Source organism: Mycetocola sp. Y442 (assembly GCF_056898615.1).
Map to the genome: position 1 here is coordinate 194409 of NZ_JBXHBV010000002.1, position 19454 is coordinate 213862.

19 protein-coding genes and 1 tRNA gene are annotated in these 19454 nt (G+C 62.3%); 15 read left to right on the forward strand and 5 right to left on the reverse strand.

Annotated elements, in window-relative coordinates; genetic code table 11:
• Positions 1–93: 93 nt before the first annotated feature.
• Positions 94–582 carry a YajQ family cyclic di-GMP-binding protein gene (locus tag AC1X6S_RS07655; RefSeq protein ID WP_108390083.1) on the reverse strand — a complete coding sequence of 163 codons (489 nt, stop codon included), beginning with the start codon at positions 580–582 and terminating at the stop codon, positions 94–96.
• An 83-nt stretch (positions 583–665) separates the two neighbouring features.
• Here AC1X6S_RS07655 and AC1X6S_RS07660 point away from each other — a divergent pair, with 83 nt between their 5' ends.
• Entirely contained in the window at positions 666–1415 is a 750-nt protein-coding gene (locus AC1X6S_RS07660) for a lytic murein transglycosylase (protein WP_483405166.1), read from the forward strand.
• Positions 1416–1574: 159 nt separating this feature from the next.
• Here AC1X6S_RS07660 and AC1X6S_RS07665 read toward each other — a convergent pair whose 3' ends face one another.
• Positions 1575–2591: a LacI family DNA-binding transcriptional regulator gene (locus AC1X6S_RS07665; protein ID WP_483405167.1), complete on the reverse strand. Its 1017-nt coding sequence runs from the start codon at positions 2589–2591 to the stop codon at positions 1575–1577.
• Between the two features lie 137 nt (positions 2592–2728).
• Here AC1X6S_RS07665 and AC1X6S_RS07670 point away from each other — a divergent pair, with 137 nt between their 5' ends.
• Together AC1X6S_RS07670 and AC1X6S_RS07675 are read left to right on the forward strand one after the other, a co-directional pair.
• Positions 2729–3649: a carbohydrate kinase family protein gene (locus AC1X6S_RS07670; protein ID WP_483405168.1), complete on the forward strand. Its 921-nt coding sequence runs from the start codon at positions 2729–2731 to the stop codon at positions 3647–3649.
• 99 nt (positions 3650–3748) lie between these two features.
• Positions 3749–3830, forward strand: a tRNA-Tyr gene (locus AC1X6S_RS07675).
• 225 nt (positions 3831–4055) lie between these two features.
• Here AC1X6S_RS07675 and AC1X6S_RS07680 read toward each other — a convergent pair.
• Both AC1X6S_RS07680 and AC1X6S_RS07685 read right to left on the reverse strand, forming a co-directional pair.
• Complete coding sequence (locus tag AC1X6S_RS07680; RefSeq protein ID WP_483405169.1) at positions 4056–5882, reverse strand: hypothetical protein; 1827 nt, start codon at positions 5880–5882, stop codon at positions 4056–4058.
• Positions 5882–6643 (reverse strand): hypothetical protein, encoded by a 762-nt coding sequence (locus AC1X6S_RS07685; protein WP_483405170.1) that lies wholly within the window; start codon positions 6641–6643, stop codon positions 5882–5884. Before AC1X6S_RS07685 ends, AC1X6S_RS07680 begins: the two co-directional genes overlap by 1 nt.
• Before the next feature lie 241 nt (positions 6644–6884).
• Here AC1X6S_RS07685 and AC1X6S_RS07690 point away from each other — a divergent pair, with 241 nt between their 5' ends.
• Positions 6885–7322, forward strand: a complete 438-nt coding sequence (locus tag AC1X6S_RS07690) for a helix-turn-helix domain-containing protein (RefSeq protein WP_483405171.1) — start codon at positions 6885–6887, stop codon at positions 7320–7322.
• Here AC1X6S_RS07690 and AC1X6S_RS07695 read toward each other — a convergent pair.
• Entirely contained in the window at positions 7267–8136 is an 870-nt protein-coding gene (locus AC1X6S_RS07695; protein WP_483405172.1) for a hypothetical protein, read from the reverse strand. The genes AC1X6S_RS07690 and AC1X6S_RS07695 overlap by 56 nt on opposite strands.
• A 330-nt stretch (positions 8137–8466) precedes the next feature.
• On the opposite strand from AC1X6S_RS07695, the gene AC1X6S_RS07700 reads away from it, so the two are divergent.
• The 11 genes from AC1X6S_RS07700 (at position 8467) to AC1X6S_RS07750 (ending at position 19454) form a co-directional block, all read left to right on the forward strand.
• Positions 8467–8625 (forward strand): hypothetical protein, encoded by a 159-nt coding sequence (locus tag AC1X6S_RS07700; protein ID WP_483405173.1) that lies wholly within the window; start codon positions 8467–8469, stop codon positions 8623–8625.
• Between the two features lie 391 nt (positions 8626–9016).
• Positions 9017–9367, forward strand: coding sequence for a hypothetical protein (locus AC1X6S_RS07705; RefSeq protein ID WP_483405174.1), 351 nt, complete (start codon positions 9017–9019; stop codon positions 9365–9367).
• Positions 9368–9955: 588 nt separating this feature from the next.
• Positions 9956–11185, forward strand: coding sequence for an ABC transporter substrate-binding protein (locus AC1X6S_RS07710; protein WP_483405175.1), 1230 nt, complete (start codon positions 9956–9958; stop codon positions 11183–11185).
• Positions 11186–11205: 20 nt separating this feature from the next.
• Positions 11206–12081 (forward strand): branched-chain amino acid ABC transporter permease, encoded by an 876-nt coding sequence (locus tag AC1X6S_RS07715; RefSeq protein WP_483405176.1) that lies wholly within the window; start codon positions 11206–11208, stop codon positions 12079–12081.
• Positions 12078–13097: a branched-chain amino acid ABC transporter permease gene (locus AC1X6S_RS07720; protein WP_483405177.1), complete on the forward strand. Its 1020-nt coding sequence runs from the start codon at positions 12078–12080 to the stop codon at positions 13095–13097. The genes AC1X6S_RS07715 and AC1X6S_RS07720 overlap by 4 nt, the downstream gene beginning before the upstream one ends.
• Positions 13094–13861, forward strand: a complete 768-nt coding sequence (locus AC1X6S_RS07725; RefSeq protein ID WP_483405178.1) for an ABC transporter ATP-binding protein — start codon at positions 13094–13096, stop codon at positions 13859–13861. Before AC1X6S_RS07720 ends, AC1X6S_RS07725 begins: the two co-directional genes overlap by 4 nt.
• Positions 13854–14642 (forward strand): ABC transporter ATP-binding protein, encoded by a 789-nt coding sequence (locus AC1X6S_RS07730; RefSeq protein ID WP_483405179.1) that lies wholly within the window; start codon positions 13854–13856, stop codon positions 14640–14642. The genes AC1X6S_RS07725 and AC1X6S_RS07730 overlap by 8 nt, the downstream gene beginning before the upstream one ends.
• Before the next feature lie 92 nt (positions 14643–14734).
• Positions 14735–16207, forward strand: coding sequence for an aldehyde dehydrogenase (locus AC1X6S_RS07735; protein ID WP_483405180.1), 1473 nt, complete (start codon positions 14735–14737; stop codon positions 16205–16207).
• Between the two features lie 51 nt (positions 16208–16258).
• A complete protein-coding gene (gene tcuA, locus AC1X6S_RS07740; RefSeq protein WP_483405181.1) occupies positions 16259–17767 on the forward strand; it encodes an FAD-dependent tricarballylate dehydrogenase TcuA in 1509 nt (502 codons plus the stop codon).
• Positions 17764–18666, forward strand: coding sequence for an NAD(P)-dependent oxidoreductase (locus AC1X6S_RS07745; protein ID WP_483405182.1), 903 nt, complete (start codon positions 17764–17766; stop codon positions 18664–18666). Before tcuA ends, AC1X6S_RS07745 begins: the two co-directional genes overlap by 4 nt.
• Complete coding sequence (locus AC1X6S_RS07750) at positions 18666–19454, forward strand: N-acyl homoserine lactonase family protein (protein WP_483405183.1); 789 nt, start codon at positions 18666–18668, stop codon at positions 19452–19454. Before AC1X6S_RS07745 ends, AC1X6S_RS07750 begins: the two co-directional genes overlap by 1 nt.

A 19454-nucleotide genomic window follows, 5' to 3' on the forward strand; every position in this document is an offset into this window, starting at 1 on the left:
GTGTGTCGCGAAACCCAACCGTTTTCGTCCACGAGAGCCGGCCGGAAGAGTTCGCCTCGGCCGTTCTCGGCTGGCTCGTCGAGAGTGGTGTTCCTAGCGGAAGTTGATGAACTGCAGGTCGATGTCGAGGTCTTTGCCCTTGAGCAGCGCGATCACTGACTGCAGGTCGTCGCGGCTCTTGGACTGAACGCGCAGCTCGTCGCCCTGGATCTGGCTCTTGACGCCCTTGGGTCCCTCGTCGCGGATGATCTTGTTGATCTTCTTCGCGTTCTCCTGGGTGATGCCGTCTTTGAGTTCCGCTTCGATGCGGTATTCCTTGCCGCTCGCGTACGGGTCGCCGGAGTCGAGGCTCTTGAGCGAGATGCCGCGCTTGATGAGCTTCGTCTGGAAGACGTCGAGGATCGCCTTGACGCGCTCTTCGCTATTGGCCTTCATGAGGATCTTGTCGCCGGACTGGGCGATGGACGCCCCGGTGCCCTTGAAGTCGTAGCGCTGCTCGATCTCCTTGTGCGCCTGGTGGAGTGCGTTGTCCGCCTCCATTTTGTCGACCTTGCTAACCACGTCAAACGATGAATCTGCCATGGCCCCATGGTACGTGTTTCCGCGGTCAGGCGGGGTAAGCCTGCGTCGGGCAAGCTCCCGGGCAGGAATGCGAAGATAAGCGGATGCTGTCTGCCCGCCTTGCCCTTGCCACCGGTGCCGTGGCATCCGCTCTGCTGCTCAGCTCGTGTGCCACACCGGCCCCCGATTCGCGCACCGAGTCGTCGGAGGGGCAGGCCCCGACTTTCGCCGCCCCGGCCGAGCCGCCGGTCGCTGCGGCCGTGCCGAGCATGCCGGGCAATCCGGGACGCGTCGACGACGCGTGGGTCGCGGTCACGGCCGAGGCGACGCGGATCCCGGAGCGTGCGCTGCGTGCCTACGCCGGTGCTGCACTGGCGAAGGCCGAGCAGATGCCCGCGTGCGGGCTCGGGTGGAACACGATCGCCGGGGTGGGATTCGCGGAGAGTGACCACGGTCGCCACGGTGGATCTGCCGTCGGGGACGACGGAACGGTAGTTCCGCCCATCTACGGCGTCGCGCTCGATGGCGACGGTAACGTGGCGATTCCGGATTCGGATGCCGGTGCCATCGACGGCGATGCCGAACACGATCGCGCGATCGGGCCGATGCAGCTCATCCCGCAGGCGTGGAACAACTGGCACGTCGACGGCAACGGTGACGGCGTCGAGGACCCGCAGAACCTCGACGATGCGGCGATGGCCACCGCCAACTACCTCTGCCGGGTGTCGGGAGACCTCGTCACTGAAACCGGCTGGCAGACCGCGATCCGCGGCTACAACCCCAACGACGAGTACGTCGCGACGGTCGCGCGGGCGGGCACCCTGTACGCGGAGCGGGCAGGCGCTGCGAGCTAGGGCGCTCACTCGGGCACCCGCGTCGCGCTGAGATAAGGACATCGGCGCCAGGCAAGGACGAAAACGGCCGTTGCGTCCTTATCTGGTGCCTTTTTCCTTGTGCCGCGCCGACGGCATACAGTGACGCGGATGTCGTCGGCGGGGACGCGGGGAGGGCGCCTACTCGCCCGGCCGCGCGGTCGATGACCGCACGATGAGTTCGTAGTAGAGAGGCACTCCCGCGCTCGCCGGGGCGTCCTTGTCTGGTTCGAGGTACTCCATGAGCGCCTCGACGGCCTGCTCGCCCTGCCGCAGCGGAAACTGTGCCACCGTCGTCAGCCCGAAGAACGTCGACAGCTCGTGGTCGTCGATGCCGACGATGGAGACATCCTGCGGCACGTGCAACCCGAGATCGCGGGCGGCGAGGATGCTGCCAATCGCCATCTCGTCCGACGACGCCACGATCGCGGTCGGCCGGTTGTGCGGGCTGCCGAGCAGTTGCTTCGCCGCCTCGTAGCCGCCGGGCAGGGTGAAATCCGCGGGACGAAACAGGGCAGGATCAGGGGTGACGCTGGCATCCGTCAGTGCACCTTCATATCCGATGCGCCGCTTGGACGGCAGGTGGAAGTCGCGGTCGAACTCCTTGCCGCCACCGATGTGGGCGATGCGGGTGTGGCCGAGGCTGAGGAGGTGCTCGGTCGCGAGGCGCGAGACGGCGACGTCATCCATGGTGAGGCTGAAGACATCGGCGATGGCGCCGCCGACCCCGATGAGCGGTTTTCCCATCGCGTGCAGGCTCGAGACCTCTGCCTCGGTGAGTTCGAGGCCGATCGCGATGACCGCGTCAACGCGCTGCCGCAGCAGGAAGTGCTCGAACACGCTCTTGCGTTCGTCTCCGCCGCCGGTGAGGTTGTAGAGGGTGAGGTCGTAGCCGTGACGAAGGAGAGCGCTCTCAGCGCCCTCGACAACCGATGCGAAGAACCAGTGATTGAGCGATGGCACCACGACCCCGACGTTGCGGGTGCGACCCGACGCGAGGCTCGACGCGTTCGACGACACGACGTAGTCCAGATCATGGGCCGCCTGCTCGACCTTCTCCCGCGTGGCATCGGAGACGTACCCGCGGCCGCTCAGCGCCCGCGAAACGGTGGCCGTCGAGACCCCCGCGTGACGTGCAACGTCATCGATACCCGCCATGGGACTCCTTCGTGCCGGAAATGTACCAGTCGCCAGCATAGCGACGGCCAGTTGCGATGGTTGGAGGGCCCGGTCGCAGCGACGGATCTGGCGTGCCGTGGCGGAGGTGTGCGACCCTCGAAGGAGAACGGAGTCCCATGGAGAGAAACGATGCCCGCACAGTCGTCATCGGCGATGCGCTCATCGACGAGATGCGTGACGGTGAGACCAGCCGTGACCTCGTCGGGGGTGCGGCGCTCAACGTCGCCGTTGGCCTCGCCCGGTTGGGCGTGCCCACCACGCTCATCGCCATGGTGGGAGATGACGCCGATGGCGCGAGCATCCGTTCGTTCCTCGACCTGCACGGTGTCGACCTCATCGCTACGCCGGGGCCGCTCGGCAGCTCGCGCGCCACGAGCGACCGCACCGACGGTGAGCCGCGCTACAGCTTCAATGAGGCGGCGCAGAAGCGGCGGATCGTGTTTGGTGACGAGGAGCGGCTGGCGATAGCGGATGCTCCGCTCGTCGTGGTCAGTTGCTTCCCGTTCGATGACGATGAGCAGAGTGCTGCGCTTGAAGAGTCCGTGCTGAATCCAGGTCGCAGGCTCGTGATCGACCCCAACCCGCGTGCGGGCATGTTGCACGACACAGCCGCCTTCGTCCTCAACTTCGAACGGCTCGCGGCGGCAAGCCTGCTGACCAAGGTCGGCGACGAAGACGCCGCACTGCTGTACGGCATTGCGCTGGCTGACCTCGTCCACCGACTGCGTTTTGCCGGTACCGCTCACGTGCTGGCCACGGCTGGTCGCGCCGGCGCGGAAATAGTCTCTGCGTTCGGGCGCGTGGTCGCACCGATCGCCGACCTGCCCGGGCCGGTCATCGACACCATGGGTGCTGGCGATGCGACGCTCGCGGCGACGGTCCATGCGCTCGCGACCGGCGGCATCCCGCGGGGACTCGACGCCTGGAAGAGGGTTCTCGACGAGGCGATGCTCATCGCCGGTTGGACCTGCCGCACCGAGGGGGCGCTGCTGCAGTTACCTCCGGTTCCGGATACGACGGGCCGGATTCGACTGTAGGCGCGCGTCGCCAAGGCGCCGATTTCTCGAAGCGGGCAGGCACAGAGTATTCTTTTACAGCGCCTTCGGTTGTCTGTACAAGTCGGTCGGATGCGTTCTGGCGAGTTACCCAAGCGGCCAAAGGGATCTGACTGTAAATCAGACTGCTCAGCATTCGGGGGTTCGAATCCCTCACTCGCCACTTCGGGTTGTTCGTATATCTCGGTAGTTTTGTCCGTAGATCTCGAATGACACGAAAAAAGCCCCCGGTTTGCCGGGGGCTTTTTCGTTGTTCGAGGGTCGCGACCCTCTGTGGCTTCTCGATTTGTCCGATGGCTTCGTCTTCGTGGGCTGTCGGCCTGTTTCTGGGCAGGCTGGCGCCTTGTGAGTTCGATCTTCAACGGTGTTGCGAAGCGGGTGAGCGCTGTCAGTGTCTGGTGACAGTACTTGTGGTGAGTTTCGTCCGTTTGGGTGTTTTTGTTTTGTTGCGCTCGCGACCGGTGATCCGGGTGGGAGCCCCACTACGGCGGCTTCGGCGGCTTCTTGCGACGGGGGCCGTGATGCCCTCAGCGGCGTCTTGCTCGATTTCCTTGACGTTGAGCAGGAAGTCACGGACCTTCTGTAGGTTCGCGGCGGCCACAGTTATGACGACGAGGAACATCTTCGCCGTGTACCCGCGCATGCGACGCCGTCCAGGTAGCGCGAGTCCGAAGGTATTTTCGTTCTTGACATATCCGTTGAAGGATTCAACGTTGTTGCGTGAGTGGTGGTACTGCGCTTCCCATTCCTTGCTGCCGAACTCGTAATACTGGCCGTGGCTTTTGCTCTCCCCTGGCCCGAACGTGGTCGAGGACTTGTTCGTGCAGACTTTCAGTTCGCTTTTCGGGACGTTGATGATCGGAACGAGTGCCTTTGTCGAGTCTCCTGACGGGCACATTTTCTTGAGCGGGCATACGACGGTGGGGTTGGGGCCGGCGGCCGGGCACATCAAGCGGGCGGTCCCGTTTGTGGGACTTTCTTTCGCGCGGAAGAGGTACAAGCTCCGCGTCTTCAGGAGTGCCTTCCAGGTCTTCTCGCGAACCGCACGGCGGTCTGCGCGCTCACGATTGGTGAGCTCCAAGTTCCGGTCATCCCGTTTGCTGGCGTTGCGGTGGTTGATGGTCGCGTTGATGAGAGCGGTAGGCATGCTGGGGCAGTACCAGGACCCTTCGACGAGTATTGCGCCGTTGTCGGCGGTCACCTGCAGACCGAGCTGGTTGATGGGGTAGTCCATGACCAGTTTGGCGCCGGCTTCGCGAAGCGGGGTCTGTAGAACGTCCGGGTCGCCTGCGGGGAGGTAGGCGCGGTCGCCAGCGAAGTGGTCGATGAGGTGTCCGCGTTCGTGCATGCTGTCGATGATCGTGCGTGCAGCTAGGACGGGGGCGACGCCTGGTTTGTGCTGGGCGAAGCCGATCACCATGTTCGGGACGGCGTGGGGGTTGCTCGCGTCGTTACTGTTGGTGACGGCGAACTCGGCTTCGAGGGCGTACTCGCGGATTTTGGGATTTTTTGTGTCCGCAGTCCATTGAGAGCCGCGGATGTAGAAGCCTGCATCAGGCTCTGATGAGATGAAATCGTCGACACCCATTGCCTCAAGTCGCTTCTTCCCGATGCCGCGCGCGTGGAGCGAGTAACGGGTGGCGTCGACCGCGACGGATACACGTTCCGGTCGGAACTGCTTTGGAAGCATCTGGTAGGTCGCTTCAAGGAGCGCGTTGTTGAAGATATCTGCTCGGCGTGCCCTGCAGTCGATCGTGTCTGCGTTTCGCAGCCGCCATTGAATCTCTTCGAAGTATTCTCCCTTCGTCAACCGCTTGTGACGGTTCTTCAGCGGGTAGGCATCGATGAGACGCAGGATACGGTTGGTGGAATTCCTCAGGCGCTCATAGTGCGCATCCGGTGCCGCTTCAGCATCAATGGCGATGCCGAGGATGTTGGCGGTGTCAGGTACGAGGCGCGACGCCGTGAGTTGTCCGGCGCATTTGATATGCATTGCCTGGTGTTCCATTGCGATGACAAGCCAGATGATCAGTGTTGCGCGCATCGAAAAGTACGGTTTGCGGCCGCCTTTGTACTTCAGGTCCTGGCTTTCCCAGAGTTCAAGCAGTTCCGGCAGTTTGGATGCGTCGATGACCTTCGCGGCCTGCTGCATCGTGGCTTTGGGAACCGGGCCGCGCTTGGCCGGGTCGTGCATGGCGTCGTCGATGGTCAGCATTATGCGGCCACCTTCTTTGCCTGGCGCAGGAGGGCGAGTTGTTCCGTCACAGAGGGAACGCGGGCGTGTGCTGCGATGAGGCGGCGCAGGGAGTCTGGAGAGGTGAGACCGGCCGCTTCCATGATTACGGGAAGTGGAACACTGTTGTCGATGAGAGTGAGCAGCCACGTGTTACGCATGCGTTGCGCGGTCGGTTTGAGGGCACCGCGACTGTCTTTGATGCTGACCTTGAGGAGTTCACTACGGCGGTTGTCGACGTTCGGCGCGATGATGAAGCCGGTCGTTCCCGCCCTCACGTTCTCGAGTTCGTCGTTCCATTCAGCGAGGACGGGAACGGTGCGCATACGTGAGTGAGTGACGTGAACGCCAAGCATCCCGTCCTCGAGTGCGACGATATCGTTGGCACGCACGTGAACCATCTCCGCGGAGGTGAGTCCGCAACCTAGGCCGAGAGCAGCGATTGCGGTACAGCGGAGCATCCGAGCCGGAAGTCCCTGCCACATCGCCCAGTCCCGCAGCTGACACTGCTCGGCGTGCGAGTAAGGAGCACCGGGGTCAGAAACGGTGCTGATCGCACGTTTCTCCACCGCGGGGGCCATGCCCGCGAGAGCCCGCAGCACCTTGCGTTCGCGTTCGGCAACAACCGGCCGAACTTCGCTCGCACGGTGCGCGGTGTACGCGTCGATAACCAGGGTGCTGAGGGCAGTCTTGTCGAGGTCAGCGACGCCGGTGAAGGCAACCCAGTCGGCGAACATCGTCATATGCATCATGGCGAGGTATGACAGTTCAGGCGAGTGTGTCCGAGCGTAATCGCGAACCGAGCGTCGGACGTACTTCTGAATAGGTTCCCAGCGGTCTGCGGGGAGTTGAGGGACGAATGCATCTAACGCCGATGAGTTGGGGTTCATACGACGCATGTAGGTGGCGCTGATTAATAGTGGCCTTAGGCAATGCTGAACCCAAATTATGACGCTTTTGGTGCAATATCGATAGAATGCTGAGGTGACGACGCCGAAATATTTGCCGAACGAATTCGTCGGGCACTTCAACGTGGATTTACCTCGCTCTGTGCCATCCGCCAGCGAATGGCCGGATGACGCGGACCTTGCTCGCGCGCGAGCGGCGTATCTCCAGAATCGAGTTGCTATGGCTGTTCGGGCCACGCTGAAGAAGACCAACCGTCGACAGGAGTCCTTGGCAGAAGACCTCGGCTGGACGGGCGCTCGCCTGTCCCGGTTGTTGACAGGCAACCTGGTTCTATCGATGGAGGACGCCATGCGACTCTTGGATTCGTGCGGACTGTCCTGGTCGCGGATGCTAATGTCCACGGATGACCCACAGCAGCGGGCGCTTGCCGAGTTCGAAGTCATCCGAGCGTACGTGGCTAAGCAGAAGGCAATTGTGGAGGAACGAATCGCTGGTATCGAACAAGCGCTCTGAGTGAGGTCAGGCCGGCCTCATAGAGAACCTCACCGAGCGGATAGCCGAAGTTCATGCGCCCGACCAGCCAGGTTGAACGCATCCGTTGAGTGCTTGGTTTGAGCCCCATTCCCATTGATCGCTGCAGAAACGTGAGCACGATGTTCTTGTGAAACGCGACTCCAGGACGAAACAGGGCGAGCTCGGCGTTCTCCACGGTGCCAACGACTTCTGCGAGGTCCGCTAACCAAACCTCTTCCACGCGGATCGAGCGCGGTAGTTCGCCGTCTGGAACCGTCACGATTCCGGTTTCGATATTGACGTCCATAGCTCGCACCCGGCAGATGTCGCGCGTCGGCAAACCTGCTCCGAAGCCGAGGGCCACAAGTGCCTGCGCAGATCGCGCGTAGCTGTCCTCTCCTTGCAGATAGGCCCAGGATCTCAAGTCGTGGATTTCGGCGTCGCTGTAGGGTTCGGTGGGCTCGGACGGGCTGAGCGGGGGGAGCGGGGCGGGGATTTCGATTACGCCGATCGCCTCGCCGACGCGTAGCAGGATGGATCGGTGCCGACCCATGGTTGAGGGTGAGCGTGTGGGAATCATCGCGACGGAGATGCCAATGACATCGCGCCGGAAAATGGCATGAGTCTCGAGCGGGAAACCCGCGACGCTGTGGGCCCATGCCACGTGATGGGTAATCGTGTGGAGAAGTGTTTCTTTGGGGTATGCGACAGTTGGCGCCACAAAATCCACGGTCTCTGTGACGAAGGTGCGGATATGGTGCCACGTATCCCCGTCCAGCTCTGGTGTGTACATCCCGCTCAGACGATTTGTCACCGTGGCTCCTTACGTTGGGCCCGGTGAAGTCTGACTGCGCTCTGTCGTCCGGGCGGGGACACCGAACGTACGCAAGCTCTCGTGATGGAATCTCCCGTGCAGGAATCCACTTGGCGCGCGACCGGGCCGGCTGTGGGGTGTGCCGGTTAGCGTGGGGTATGGAGGATCAGCGGCAGGACGAACCGGTGTTCAGCGATTGCGCCCTGAAGGCATCACTGTGCGGGATATCGAGGGGAGTGGCCACGGCGCACGAGGTCCTCGGTGGACGTATCACCGCATTCGGCGACCACGCCGCATTTTCTCAAACGCGTATACGAGTGGAGGCAAGTCATGACGGAGAGCGACAAGGTGGACCGGCATGAGTACGTGCTGTGGTGGGGTGCAGAGCAAGCGCGGATAAACGAACAGCACCGCAAAGTCCGTGAGCAGTGGGCGCAGCATCCGGCACCAGTCCTGCCGCCCGACGACGACGACCATGACGATGAATGATCTAGTCGTAATTGGGCCGAGCACAAAGTTCGTGATCATTGGAGGGTTCGGCGAGGCGTCTCTGTTAGCCGGACGCATGAATTTGAGCCTTTCGGAGTGGATTCACCTCGAAGCGGAAGGCTTACCAAACCCTGTGGTCTTCTCCAGGCTGAGCGACGAAGAAACCGCGTCGTTGATTGTCCCGGACTCGGGTCGCCCCTTCCGCTGATGTGGCAATCGTTCCGTGCGCGGCTACTTACGACACCTCGGGTTCCTGCGGGCGAGATAAGGCAAGTGCCCGCCGCCGAAGTTGCCCCAGGCGAGCACGAATGACGGGCGCGGGGACACGTCACGACGCGCACGAGTATAACTTCGCCAACCAAGACCGAGCACGACGACCAGGAGGACGTGAATGACACAGGAAGGCAACCCCCGCGGACATGAACCCGCTGAAGTAACCGAATTGCTTGGGAGTGAAGGCGGGCGCTGGGAAGTGAAAACGTTGCGCAGCCGCCATGTTTTCGACCTTGACCTCCTGACAGTCACCCGTGTCCCGGGGCCGACGGCCCTTCCGTCCGTCAATGATGTGACTCGGCCAATTCGATCGATCAAGGTTTGCGAGGTCGGCCGCCGGGGTTATTGGATTATGGAACCCGACGACGATGCCCTGGATTACTTTTGGCAGATCACCGGTTTGATCCTCAGGATCACCCGATTGTCGGACCAAGCCGATCCGGGACGAACGAGCAGCGAATCATGGTGAAGCGCGCCGCGCGCCCGCCGTATGACCCCGAAAGAACCGTTCCGACGACTGACGCTTCAGATCCTCAACCGGGTGTGACGACGGAGCTTCGGGTCACCGGCGGCGGATGCTGGGGCAGTTCACACTCTGCGTAGCGTCTACCTGGTCGACCTCGACGCCCGCACTATCACTCCGGTCCGCGGCCCGACCGCTCGCCCACCCGTTCACGATGGCACGCGGCGCTAAGAGATCATCGAAGTATGCAAGTGGGACAACTCGGGTTTTGACAACTCAATCTCGACGAAACCGATGACGGCACGCCGTGGCAGATCACTACAGAAGGCACCGGCATCTTCGCTCGCGCCTGCTACTGAAGCACAACTAGACCGTGTCGACTCCCGGTCGGCCGCACGATGATCGATCGGGCATGCCTCGCAGGTTCTGCCCATCCTCTTGCGCTTCACAGGGGTCTTCGAGGCGCAGGTGCCTAGCCGGGGCGCCTAGGGTGGCCCATTCTTCCGATTGCCGTTGACAGGAAAAGGCGCTCTCGATAACGTAGGCGCAAGTCGTATACCGACTGCATACAATTCTTCGGAGCAAGGAGGCCCCGTGAAACTCGCACCAGCCCTGCGTCGCGCAGCAATCGTCGTCGCAGCAGTCACTGCAACTGTCGCACTCTCTAGTTGCACTCCCGCCAGCAGTACCGGTAACGCCAGCGATACCGGTAACAGCGGTAGCGCATCCGGTGACACCATCAAGATCGGCTATATCGGTCCACTCTCCGGCGGCTCAGCTTCGCTTGGTGTTCCCGCTCAGCATGGCTTCCAGCTCGCCATCGATCACATCAACGCCAGCGGCGAGATAGATCGCAAGCTCGAACTCGTTTCTGTCGATGATGAGGCGGATCCGACTAAGTCGGCCGCCGCCGCACAGCGCATGGTCGATGACGGCGAAGTGGTCGCTGTGCTCGGCGGCCCGAACTCCGGTCCGGTTCTCGCGAACAACCCGGTCATCACGGGTGCTGGCATCGTCCAGCTGGTCACCATCGCCCAGTCCGACAACCTGATCGATCAGGCTAGCCCTGGGTATGACCTCACGTTCCAGGTCACCGAGAACAACACTTACAATGTCAACGCCACGGTGCAGTTCTTCGCTGATGCTGACTACGCCAAGATCTGTGCCGTCTCCGACACGACCGAGTATGGGCAGAGCGGCATCGAGTCGATCCGTACCGTTTTTGCCGAGAACGGTCTCGACGTAGCCCAGCACGTCACTCATGAAGTCAATGCAACCGACCTCACCCCGCAGGTGCTGAGCCTGCGCGATGCGGGATGCGATTCCATCTACCTGTACAGCTACGGCCAGGATGCTGCCGTCTTCATGAAGACGGTAAACCAGATTGGCTGGGATGTACCGGTCATCGGTGGACGCGCACTCAATCAAGCGGCCTTTATCTCTATCGCGGGGACAGCAGGGAACGGGTTGATCTTCCCGAGCGTCATTGATCTGGACAAGCAGGAGGCGAAGGACTTTATTGAGGCGTACACCGCAGAGTACGGCGAAGACGACCCCGCTCACACATTTTCGGCGTTGGCATACGACAGTATTTTGCTCCTTGCCGAGGGCCTAAAGGCAAGTGATTACAAGGGCGGCCAGGCGCTGGCGGATGCGCTCTCTGAGGTCACGGTCGAGAACGGGGCCAGCGGACGAGAAGGCTCCACGCTTAGTTTCACGTTCGGTGACCACCGGGCACCGAGCGACGACTACCAGACGTTCTGGACGATCGAGGAGGGCGAGTTCACGATGTACAGCAACGAAATCCCTTCGAAGCGCTCTTGAAAGGCTGAGGGCGACGAACGATGTCTACATTCCTGCAGCTCGCTGTGAGTGGAATTGCTCTTGGCAGCATCTATGGACTGATAGCACTGGGCTTCCTAGTGATCTACCACGCAACTGGTCTGGTGAACTTTGCACAGGGCCAGCTGCTGATGGCAGGTGCTATGGCGACCTATCTACTTCTCATGCAGCTGGAGTTGCTCTACCCGATCGCGATTATCGGTGTCATCATCGTCGCCCTCATCCTCGCCCTTCTGTTCCGCTACGGCTTGCACCGGCCGATGGTGAAACGAGGCGCACCGACCACCAATATGGTCGTGGCCACCATCGCCTTCGGTTTGGTCTTGACCGCCGCGGCCGAGCTCTTTATTGGCAATACCAAGTATGGTGTCGACCCGATCTTTCCCGGACCGCCCATCGACGTCGGCGGAATCTCGATTCAGACGCAGTCGCTCGTCATCGTGATCGTCGCGTGGGCTCTTGTCGGGGGCATCTGGTTCTTTTTCACCAAGACGCTCACCGGTGTCTCACTGCGTGCGGTCGGCCTCAATCGCACAGCCGCCGCCGTGAGCGGTGTGCGAGTGTCGCGACTCATTACGATCGCCTTCATTATCAGCATCATCGTCACGGCCGTAGGAGGGATGCTGGTTGCGCCCATCATCGGGGCGGGCCCCAACATGGGACTCGCGATCGCCGTAAAGGGTTTCGCTGCGGCGGTCATCGGCGGCATGTCCAGCGTCTACCGCGGTATGGTCGCGGGGGTCGCTATTGGGTTGATTGAGATGCTGTCGTCCTATTACATCAGCAGCGCCTGGGCCCCGGTGATCGCCTACGCGTTCCTGTTCTTCGCGCTCGTGCTAATGCCCGCGAAGGTCAGAGAGAGTGGAGCACACGCATGACCACCACCGCGATCCGCACCCAGTCAGAAACTCCGCGCATGCGTCGTCACGGCGCTCGACGCCGCACTTTTTGGGTCGAGCTCGGCGTTAGCTTGCTTGTCCTGCTATTGCCCACGATCATTCCCAGCGCCTTCACGATGCGGCTGATCCAAGACGTCGCGATCTGGAGCATTTTGGCGCTCAGCCTCACTCTGGTGCTCGGTTATACGGGGCAGATCTCCCTTGGCCAGGCGGCGTTCTATGCCGTGGGCGCCTATACCTCCGTGATCCTACAGACGAAACTTGGCGTGCCGGCACCGCTCGCCTGGATCGGGGCGATCGCGCTAGGGATGGGACTGGCATACGCCATCAGCCTTCCTCTCTTGCGAATTCAAGGGCACTTCCTCGCGCTAGGTACCCTCGCAATCGGACTGATCGTCGAGACGCTGCTCGTTCAACTCGCGCCACTCACCGGCGGCCACGACGGCATCCGTCTTCCCGGTGCTCAGTACCTCGGGGAGTGGGTACAGCTGCGCTTCCCCTACATCGTGCTCGGTTTCCTCGTGCTCGCATACTGGCTTGTCCGCAATCTCACGCATCGAAGCGCCGGACGTGCATTTTTCGCCTTGCGGGATGATCCTGCCGGAGCAGCCGCCCTCGGCATCCCAGTCGCACGTTACAAGACGCTGGTCTTCATGATCGGGGGCGGCCTCGCCGCCCTGGCGGGTGTGCTCTACGCCCACCACACACAGGTCGTCACGCCCGACTCATTCGGGTTCAATACTTCAATCGAGGTTCTACTGATCGTCATCATCGGTGGCATGTCGAGCCGGATTGGAGCGATCATCGGCGCCGTGGTGATCGTGTTCTTCCCGGAGTGGCTTGTCTTCCTGGACAAAACTGAGAATCTCGTCTTCGGGCTCATCGTGCTGGCGATCCTGCTGTTCCTGCCCGGCGGCATCTTCGGGGGCATCCGCTCACTCATCGCCAGCATCACGCGGCGCCGCACCCATGACGCTGAGGAGGCGCAGGCATGAGTTTGGTCATCGAGAACGTCACTAAGGCGTTCGGCGGCAATACCGCCCTTTCGGACGTGAGCTTCGAGGTCGCCACCGGGAAGCTCACCGCCCTGATCGGGCCGAACGGCGCCGGCAAAACCACCATGTTCAACTGCATCGCGGGCCTGCACCGGCCAACGCAGGGCAAGATCACCTTCGACGGTCGAGACATCACCGGGCTGGCCCCGGCGAAGGTCCTGGACGCTGGCATCGCACGTACCTTCCAACTGGTGCGCTCGTTCCGCGAGCTGACGGTGCTAGAGACCATCATGGTCGCCGGGCACTGGCGAAGCGGCCAGTCCTTCTGGCCCTCGATCCTCGCCCTCCCGTCTGTGCGCCGCAGCGATGAGCGACTCGAGTACGAAGCTAGGTCGACGCTCGTGGCGCTCGGCCTCGCGCACCTTGCTGACCAGCGTGTGCACGAGCTCCCGTACGGTCAACAGCGACTCATCGAAATCGCGAAAGCTCTTATGACCGGCGCACGCACGCTGCTGCTCGATGAGCCGGCAGCTGGCCTCCATCCCCAGGAGGCACTGGCCCTCCGCGGTCTGCTCGCGGCGCTCCGCGAACGTGGAACGACAATTCTGCTGGTGGAGCACAACATGCCGTTCGTGCTCTCGATCGCCGACCACGTCGTCGTTCTCGAGTTCGGGCACAAGATCGCCGACGGCACACCGCAGGAGATCTCGAAGAATCAGCGGGTCATCGACTCGTATCTCGGAAAGGAGGAGGACATTGCTTGAAGCATCAGGCCTCCGCGCCGGCTACGGCAAGGGACCGGACGTCCTGATCGACGCGGATCTGTACGTCGACGCCGGGGAAATCGTTGCGATGATCGGCTTGAATGGTGCCGGTAAGTCCACCACCGCCCGCACCATCGCTGGTGTTCTGCCCGCACGCGGTGGCACCGTCCGTTTCGATGGGGAGGACATTACCAAGCTGTCCACGGATGAACGTGCCCGCCGCGGGCTGCTGCTCGTCCCAGAAGGGCGTGAGCTATGTACGACGATGAGTGTAGAGGAGAACCTCACGCTCGGCACCGTGCCGCTCCAGCGCGCCGAGCGGCGTCGCCGCGGTGCCGAGAACCTCGAGCTGGTTTTCGGGCTGTTCCCCATTCTCCAGGAGAAGGCACGCCAGAGCGCAGGCAGCCTCAGTGGCGGTCAGCAGCAGATGGTCGCGGTCGGCCGTGCCCTGATGGGTTCGCCACGGATGCTCATCCTCGACGAGCCCTCACTCGGTCTCGCCCCGCTCCTGGTGCGAGAGATATTCGAGGTCGTCTCACAGCTCAACGGTCAGGGACTCAGCGTGCTCGTCGCCGAGCAGAACGCCGCGCTTGCGATCTCGCATAGCAACCGGGCGTACCACATCGAACTCGGCGAGGTCGCGCAGACCGACGGCGCAAGCGAGAAACGCTCACTTCTGCGCGGCGGCGCGCTCGGCGGTGAAGAGATCGACGTGGCAGCGCTCGAGCTTCCCGAGTACAAGGCGATGGGGCGGCGTGCCATGTCCGCCACCACAGGGTAGCCGTATCCGCAGTACGACGTCCCGGAAGGTCCAATACCGGCCGGGGCTGATCCGCCGATCCCGCGAACAGTACGAACAGATTTGGAAGAAAGATGATCCACGCACAGATGGTGATTGACGGGGCTCAGGTCCCGGCAGCCGACGGCGCAACAACTGACGCCGTCAACCCCTTCAACGGCCAGACTTGGGGAACGATACCCGTCGCGTCTGGCTCTGACATCGACGCCGCGGTCGCTGCGGCACGTGCCGCCTTCCCGGCATGGCGTGCCACTCCGGGCGTCGAGCGTGCACGGCTCATGCACCGGCTTGCCGACATGATCGAGCAGAACGCCGACAGGCTCGCTGAATGGGAAACGACCGATAACGGCAAGGTGATCCGCGAAACCAGGCCACAGATGTCATTCGCCGCGCGCAACCTGCGCTTCTTCGCCGGATACGCCGACAAGCTCTATGGCAAGACCATACCGCTCGACAACCCGGCGATCTTCGACTACACGGTTCGTCGGCCGCGCGGAGTGTGCGTGCTCATAACTGCATGGAACAGTCCTGTCTCGCTGCTGTCGAACAAGTTGCCTCCAGCCTTGGCGACCGGCAACACCGTCATCATCAAGCCCAGCGAACACGCTTCGATCACCACCACCGAAATCGCGCGCCTTGCAATAGAGGCCGGTTTCCCGCCCGGCGTGATCAACGTTGTCACCGGCGACGGACTAGTTGGCGATGCACTCACCAAGCACCCCGGCATCGACATGATCAGCCTCACCGGCGGGGGCATTGTCGGCCGTCGGATCGCGACCAACGCGGCGGAGCGACTCATCCCGGTGAGCCTGGAACTGGGCGGCAAGTCGCCGAACATCGTCTTTGCGGATGCCGACATCGAACGCGCCGTGTCCGGCGCCGTTGCGGGTATTTTTGGTGCAGCTGGTCAAACCTGCGTCGCCGGCTCCCGGCTGCTTGTCGAGCGACCGGTGTACGAGCGGGTGCGGGATGCAGTCTCCGAGCGTGCCATGCGTGTCAAGCTTGGTAACCCTCTCGACGCGGCCACCGAGATGGGTCCGGTCGCCAACCGTCCCCAGTTCGATCGGATTCTGTCGATTATCCAACAGGCGAAGGCTGCGGGAGCGGCGATCACCGCAGGTGGTGGACGGGCAATCGGCGACGGTCTGGACGAGGGGTTCTATATTGAGCCGACCGTAATCGCCGACGTGGATCCAACCAGCGATCTGGCCCAAAACGAAGTGTTCGGCCCAGTGTTATCGGTAATCCCGTTCGATGATGAGCCGGATGCGATCCGCATCGCGAACGACTCCGAGTTCGGTCTCGCCGCCGGAGTCTGGACCAGCGACGTGTCACGGGCGTTCCGCATGACGGAGGCGCTCGAGGCCGGCGTTGTCTGGGTGAACACTTACCGGACGGCCGCCGCGCAGGCGCCGTTTGGCGGGACGAAGCAGAGCGGGTACGGACGCGAGCGTGGCGAAGAAGCTCTTGATGACTACACCTACGTCAAGAACGTGATGATCGACACCTCCTCCGAGGCGCGCGACCCGTTCGTTATCCGAACCTGAGCGCGTTCCGAAACCGATCTCAGCACCGATCTCATTCTGAAAGAGAAGACAATGACAGAAATTCGATACGACGTTATCGTCGCCGGTGGCGGCAACGCCGCACTTACCGCAGCGCTCGCCGCCCATGATGCTGGTGCCAGAGTTCTCGTGCTCGAGGCCGCAAGTCGTGAGTATCGCGGCGGAAACAGCCGCTTCACCGGCGCCATCTTTCGGGTCACGCACGGCGGTCTTGATTCGCTGAAGCCGATCCTTGACCCCTCCAATGAGCAGTGGTATCCCCGGGTGTCGGTCGACGCGTATACGCCGGATGACTATGCATCCGATTGGAACCGCACCTCAGAGGGCAAGCAAGACCCCGACCTCGTCAAGCTCACCATCGACCGCTCATTTGACACTGTGCAGTGGATGCACTCCAAAGGCGTTAAATGGGAGCTCACCGCGAACAAGCTGGTCGACCCGTCGAAGGTGGATGAGCGCACGAAGATCACGCTCGCCCCCGGCGGCGCGCTGCGTACCTTGCACGAGGGTGTCGGGCTGATCGATGATCTGTACGCGGCGGTCGAGGCGACCGATATCGACGTTTGGTACGACTCGCCGGCACATGACCTCATTGTCACCGGCAATACCGTGCATGGCATTCGGGTGCGCAAAGGGGACGAGTATGTTGACGTGCGCGGACAGGTGGTGCTTGGTTGCGGCGGGTTCGAATCGAATCCTGAGATGCGCTTGCGCTACCTTGGCCATGGGTGGGACCTGGTGAAGGTGCGTGGAACGCGATTCAACATGGGTCAGATGCACACGAAGTCGATCGCCGCGGGGGCACAGCCGGTCGGCCACTGGGGTGGGGCACATGCCGTACCGATCGACGCCGCAGCGCCCGCAGTCGGTGACCTGAAGATAACCGACAAGATGAGCCGCTATTCCTACCCGTACGCACTGCTTGTTAATCGCGATGGCAAGCGCTTCATAGACGAGGGTGAGGACAACGTCTTCCTCACCTATGCGAAGACAGGTTGGGCCGTGAGGGCAGAGCCTGGGGGTATCGCGTATCAGATTTTCGATCAGAAGACTGTGCACCTGCTTGAGCCGCGCTACTCCACTGCTACCCCGGTGGTGGCGGACACTCTGGATGAGCTTGCGGACAAGCTCGGTATCAACAAGCGCGTGCTGCTGCAGACCGTTTCCGATTTCAACAATGCCGTCGCACCGGACGCCGAGGACCGCGCCGACCCGTTCACGCTCGACGGTGTGAGCGCCGAGCCTGTCGGCCAGCCGGTGAAGTCCAACTGGGCTCGCGCGATCGAGCAGGGGCCGTTCGTCTGTTACCCCGTGATGTGCGGCATCACGTTCACCTATGGCGGCCTCAAGATCGACGCCGAGGCGCGGGTGATCAACCAGGAGGGGACACCGATGAATGGACTTTACGCGACCGGCGAAATCACCGGCGGTTTCTTCTACCACAACTACGGCGCCGGCGCAGGACTCGTGCGTGGCGCCGTCTTCGGGCGCATTGCCGGGACGAACGCGGCGGCTGGTGCAGGAGCACCTGAGGAGGCATGATGACTACCCGGACGAGCATCGAACGCCTCGGATTCATCGGTCTTGGCGTCATGGGAAGCGGCCAGTCATCGAACCTGACGCGTAAGGCCGGCCTTCCAGTCGCAGTGTTCGACATGTCCCCCGAGGCGGTCGAACGGCTCGTCGAGCTGGGGGCTGAGGCGGCTGTTTCCGTAGCGGATCTCGCCGCTCATAGCGACGTGATCTTCCTCTCGCTGCCCGGCGGATCACAAGTCGAAGCCGTCGTGCTGGGTGAGGACGGGGTACTCGCGCACGCCCGCCCGGGCACCGTTATCATCGACCTCTCGACGATCTCGGTGGAGACCGCGAAGCATGTTGGAGCCGCGGTGATGGAAAAGGGCTGCCACTTCATCGACGCCCCGGTCGCCCGTACTAGGCAAGCCGCGATCGACGGAACACTGAGCATCACGGTCGGCGGCGACGGCGATGTCTACGCGAAGATCGAGCCACTGCTACGCACTATGGCAGCTGATGTCATTTGGTGCGGCCCGAACGGCGCGGGTGCACTGATCAAGCTCGTCAACAACCTGGTCGTGTTCGAGACGGTTGTCGCCCTTGCGGAAGCCCTCACCCTGATCCGCCGCAGCGGTCTGGTCGATCCGGAACTCGCCTGGACAGCCCTCGGTCAAGGGTCGGCTGCGAGCTTCACACTCGAAAACCATGGTCGACATGCACTACTGCCGGACGAGCACGCGGAGGGGAAATTCTCCTCGGCATACATGCGCAAAGACATCGGCTACGCACTGGAACTTGCAGAACAGCTGGGCGTCACCCTCCCCTCGGCTACACTCGCCCACGAACTGCTCACTCGCACGGTCGACGGGGGCTACGAACGCAACTACCACACCGCTGTCGTGAAGGTCATCGAAGGAGAAATCTAATGCCGGAACCAACCACCCACGAAATCTACGGTGTGAAGTTCGGGCAGAACCTCAAAGGTGTGCGTGGCCACTACTTCCTCGGGCCAGACGGCGACCCCCCGGACCAGTCGATGCGCCTGGACTATTACGTATGGGTTATCCGGTCGCCCGGGCAGGACATCGTGCTCGATGCCGGATTCACGACCGAGACGAATGCCACCCGCCAGCGCGACCACTGGGAGAACCCCAGCCGGGCGCTCACGCGCATCGGAGTCGATGTGACGACCGTGCCCTACGTGATCCTCTCGCACCTGCACTACGACCACTGCGGAGATATTGAAGGGTTCACGTCAGCGAAATTCGTCCTCCAGGAGGAGGAGATGGCCTTCTGGACCGGGCGCTTCGCCCCGCGCGCAGAGTTCGTCCGCAACATCGAGGTCACCGACATCCAACGCATCGTACGCCTCAACTTTGAACGACGCGTGCAGATGGTCGATGGCCTTCACGAGGTCGTCGACGGTGTGTGGGTGCAGAAGGTCGGTGGGCACACCCCGGGCATGCAGGCCACCCTCGTGAACACCGAGAAAGGCATCGTGGTCTTAGCCTCGGATAGCTCGCACTTCTTCGAGAACATCGAAGACGACAAGCCCTTCGCCGTACACGCGAACGTGATCGACATGTACCGTGCATTCGACACCATGAACGCCGTAGCGTCATCGGGCATCGTGGTCGCAGGACACGACCCGCTCATCGCCGAGCGTTTTCCAGCTGTTCCCGGGCAAGAAGGTCACGTCGTCCGCGTCGCTTAA